The following is a 4,715-nucleotide window of genomic DNA, read 5'->3' on the forward strand; positions in this document are numbered from 1 at the left end:
CAAAAAGAAAAGTTTGTAACCTGATTTTTCTTGGCTACAAACTTATTATACGAGGGAGGTGTATTTATGGAAACATTAGTAGCTTTTTCTCTGTCACAGCAGGCATAGTTGCCAACTATATCTGCAAATGGCTGGACAGAGATAAGAAAAAGGGCAGCCAGCCTAAAAAGGACTAAGCCACCTTAAACAAACGGAATAGAAAATCCCAAGAGATACCGCTCTTGGGGTTTTCGTATTTATGGCATTAGTAGCTTTTTGCCTGTTTTCATTATAAGATATTCTAATATTAAAGTCAACCGTAATTCCAGCCCAAATTTTTCATCGCATAACTCACTTTCCGGAAAATATTAACTATAATCTTACACTATTTTTTAATTAATTTCTACATTTTTAATATTGACTATTGGTCATTTTTAGTATAATCTATTTTACATCATAAATGACCATTGGTCAATAACAGTCGGAGGTAATCTAATGATACATTTTGGAAAAAGTATAGTGAAGCTTAAAATACCTATTTTCATCATTTCACTGCTGCTCTTAATACCCGCTACTTTGGGCTATATAAATACCAGAGTAAACTATGACATACTTTCTTATCTTCCTAAAGATATAGAAACCATGAAAGGGCAGGACATCTTAGAAGAAGATTTTGGAAGTGGAGCGTTTGCCCTCCTTGTAGTAGAGGGAATGCCTGAAAAAGATGTTGCCGCATTGCAGAAAAAGATAGAAAAAGTAGAGCATGTCAAATCAGCCGTCTGGTATAGCTCTATAGCAGATACATCCATACCTATGAAGCTTCTGCCCGACAAACTTTATAAAAAGTTCAATAATGGTGATGCTACACTTATGATGGTAATTTTTGATGAAACCACTTCATCAGAGGGAACACTTGGTGCTATAAAGGAAATTCGTTCCATTTCAGATAAAAACTGTTTCCTCTCAGGTATGTCCTGCGTTGTTTCAGATACAAGAGATTTAACCAACAACGAAACTCCTGTATATGTTGCAATAGCAGTTATACTTTCCTCGATTATACTTGCATTTACAATGGACTCCTTTCTTGTGCCTGTATTTTTCCTTTTAAGCATAGGAATGGCCATCATATATAACCTCGGTTCCAATATAATGTTTGGAGAAATTTCCTATATAACCAAGGCACTTTCAGCGGTACTTCAGCTTGGTGTAACAATGGACTACTCTATCTTCCTTTGGAACTCTTTTAAGGAAAATCAGCATAGATTTCCGGGAGATAATAACAGAGCTATGGCACACGCCATTTCAAACACTCTTGTTTCAGTGCTTGGAAGCTCTATAACTACAGTAGCAGGCTTTATAACGCTCTGCTTTATGAGCTTCACACTGGGGCTTGATATAGGTCTTGTTATGGCAAAAGGTGTCATCTTCGGTGTACTTGCCTGTGTAACTATCCTTCCTTCCATGGTGCTTATTTTTGAGAATGCTATTGAAAAAACAAAACATAAGCCTCTTCTTCCTGAATTTCATGGAATAGGAAAGCTGATAGAAAAAAGATATTTCATATTTATAGCTTTATTTTTAATAATCCTGATACCTGCATTCTATGGCTATAAAAATACTAAAAATTATTACAACCTTGCAGACACCCTGCCTAAAGACCTGCCTTGCAGTGCCGCGAATGCAAAGCTTCACGAAAACTTCGACATAGCTACCACTCATATGGTGCTTATTGACAGCAAATTAGAGTCAAAAAAAGTCAGTCAGATGTGTAATGATATTAAAAAGGTAGATGGAGTCAGCTATGTGTTAGGGCTTGACAGCCTTAAAGAGCCCGGTATCCCTGTAGAAATCCTCCCTCATGATGTAGTAGGGAAACTTCAAAGTGACAACTGGAAGCTCATTTTAATCGGAACTTCTTATGGGGTTGCTACAGATGAGGTAAATGCACAGTGTACTGATATTAACAATATAGTCAAATCCTATGATAATCATGGAATGTTAATAGGTGAAGCACCTTGTACCAAAGACCTGATAGACATAACCAACAAAGACTTTGCCACCGTAAACCTTGTATCTGTCGGGCTCGTATTTATCATTATTTTAATTGTATTTAAGTCAATCAGCCTCCCTGTCATCCTTGTAAGTGCGATTGAATTTGCAATCTTTATAAATATGGGCATCCCTTACTATACAAACACTTCCATTCCTTTCATAGCTTCCATAGTAATAGGAACCATACAGCTCGGAGCAACAGTTGACTATGCAATACTTATGACTACAAGATATCTTAAAGAAAGAAACAAGGGAGCGGATAAGAAAACGTCTATCCGTATTGCCAGTGAAACCTGTACAAAATCTGTCATCATAAGCGCACTTTCTTTCTTCGCCGCAACCTTTGGAGTAGGGCTTTATTCAAAGGTGGATATAATCAGCTCTCTCTGTTCTCTTATGGCAAGAGGTGCCATTGTAAGTATGATAACAGTTATCTTCATACTTCCATCTTTACTTATGGTATTTGACAAAATAATAGTTCATACAAGCCTTGGTGTTAAGGCTGATCATTGATTGGAGGGTAATATAACATGAAAAACAAATTTTTATTAAAAACTATTGGAATGGCAGCAGCAGTAGCTGTAACCATAGGCGGAATCGGAGTTTATAATTACAATTCAGAAGCGGTTGCAGGTACAAGCTCTGTTTCAGGCAATATATCCACAGAAACAAATACTTCCGTTAAAGAAGAAACTAAATCCACAGCCAAAATTCCTTCAGGAAAGGCTGAAAAGGAAGAGACTGTCTATATTTTCACAAATGCAAAGGGTGAGAGGCAAGATATAATAGTAAGCAATCATCTTAAAAATACCGGAGGTGCTGACAACTTACAGGATAAGACTTCACTTTCAAATATAGAGAATGTAAAGGGAGATGAAAGCTTTAACCAAAATGGTGAAAATATAGGCTGGAAGTCAAATGGTTCAGATATTTATTATCAGGGAAATACAGATAAAAAGCCACCTGTCGAAGTCAAAGTAAGTTATAAATTAGACGGCAAAGACATAGAGCCTGAAGAACTATCAGGAAAAAGCGGAAAGGTTACTATCCGTTATGATTATGAAAATAATGCCGGCGAAACAAAGAAAATAAATGGTAAGGATGAGAAGGTATTTGTACCGTTTACCATGGCTACTGCACTTACTCTTTCAAATGATAAATTCAGCAATATTACAGTAACTAACGGAAAAGTTATGTCTGAGGGCAATAATTCTGTAGTTCTAGGCCTTGCCTTCCCAAAGCTTGCAAAGAGCCTTGGCTTAGATAATAAAAATGAAAAGTTCCCCGAATATTTTGAAATTACTGCTGATGTTAAGGATTTCTCTTTGGGAATGACATTAACAGCAGCCCTTCCTGATATGCTTTCAGACCTTATAGATACAGACAGCAAAGAAAAGAACAAACTTCAGGAGAATATTGATAAGTTAATTGACGGTGTGGATGAACTTAAAGGCGGTACTTCAGAACTTAAAGAAGGTACATCCAAACTTAAAAGCAAAAGCCATGAGCTTAAAGACGGTGTAAATACCTTAGATTCTGGTTCCGGTAAATTAAGCGAAAATATTTCAAAGCTTACCTCAGGTGCCACCACTCTTAAAACCGGAATAGTTTCACTTAAAGATGGTGCTGACAAATTAAGTACTGGTACAGACAAACTTACTGCCGGGCTTACTTCCTTAAAAGGCGGAGCTGATAAGCTCTCTAAGGGCGGAACTAAGCTTTCTTCCTCTCTTACTACACTAAGTACAGAGTATTCTAAGATAAATACAGGTATCATCGCTCTTGTAGACAAGGTAAGCGGAATTTCAACTTCTGCTTCTAAGCAGGGGGCTGAATTAACTGCTAAAATAAATGGATATAAGGAGAAAATGGCTGCTCTTGTTAAAGCCTATGGAAGTGAAGAAAAGATAGCTGCCAATCCTGCCGACTGGGCTGCTTACAACCAGATGAAGGGCGCAGTTGGAGCTATGGAAACTGTAATGGCTTCTCTTTCTTCACAGGCTTCATCTGACGGAGATACTTCCAAGAGCCTTGCTGCCCTTAAAGAAGGCTCCGCAAAAATAGATGCTGCACTTAAAACTCTTGCTGCTTCTTCCGGTACATTTAGTGAAAATCTTAACAAACTTTCTGCAGCTTCTGATTCTCTTTCGGCTGGAAGCAAGGAATTAAAATCCGGACTTAATGTTTTATCCACAGGTGCTGATAAATTAACTACAGGTGCTGCTGCTCTTGAAGAAGGCACTATTAAGCTTGATGCCGGAGCCAAGAATTTACATAAGGGAACAACAAAGCTAAATACCGCTGTAGCTAAGCTTATAGACGGAATTGCTACTCTTGATACCGGTGCAGGAAAATTAAAGGATGGTGTCCAAAACTTTTCTTCAAAGCTCTCAGATACTGACATAGCAAGCATTTTCGACCATTTTGATGTAGTTGCTAAAATGGGTAAGGACTATAAGACTTTCTCAGGAGCTTCAGAAAATGAGGGAAATTCGGTTAAATTTGTAATTAAGGTAGAGGGAATTGAGGAAAAATAAACAATAAGCTAACCCTGCAGAGCTTTTCAGCTTCCGCAGGGTTATTTTTATGCCTTCACTACAGGCACCCAAAGCTCCATTTTATAATCAGGGCTATACATATCACCTTTGAAATAATACTCGAAATCAGGCTTTCCTGAATGGATA

At 37.6% G+C, this 4,715-nt stretch carries 2 protein-coding genes and 1 pseudogene; 2 read left to right on the forward strand and 1 reads right to left on the reverse strand.

Annotated elements, in window-relative coordinates; translation table 11 throughout:
• Positions 1-474: 474 nt before the first annotated feature.
• Together ACTTKP_RS11280 and ACTTKP_RS11285 are read left to right on the forward strand one after the other, a co-directional pair.
• Entirely contained in the window at positions 475-2,544 is a 2,070-nt protein-coding gene (locus ACTTKP_RS11280) for an efflux RND transporter permease subunit (RefSeq protein WP_442554001.1), read from the forward strand.
• 17 nt (positions 2,545-2,561) lie between these two features.
• Positions 2,562-4,568 (forward strand): hypothetical protein, encoded by a 2,007-nt coding sequence (locus ACTTKP_RS11285; RefSeq protein WP_442554002.1) that lies wholly within the window; start codon positions 2,562-2,564, stop codon positions 4,566-4,568.
• Between the two features lie 47 nt (positions 4,569-4,615).
• On the opposite strand, the pseudogene ACTTKP_RS11290 reads toward ACTTKP_RS11285, so the two are convergent.
• Positions 4,616-4,715: pseudogene (locus tag ACTTKP_RS11290) on the reverse strand (AraC family transcriptional regulator); the annotation flags it as partial.

Source organism: Catonella sp. (assembly GCF_052169795.1).
Classification (GTDB): Bacteria; Bacillota; Clostridia; order Lachnospirales; family Lachnospiraceae; genus Catonella.

Excerpts from the sequence above, each read along its gene's own strand:
- ACTTKP_RS11280 (WP_442554001.1), top strand. The coding sequence starts at position 475 with ATGATACATTTTGGAAAAAGTATAGTGAAGCTTAAAATACCTATTTTC.
- ACTTKP_RS11285 (WP_442554002.1), top strand. The coding sequence starts at position 2,562 with ATGAAAAACAAATTTTTATTAAAAACTATTGGAATGGCAGCAGCAGTA.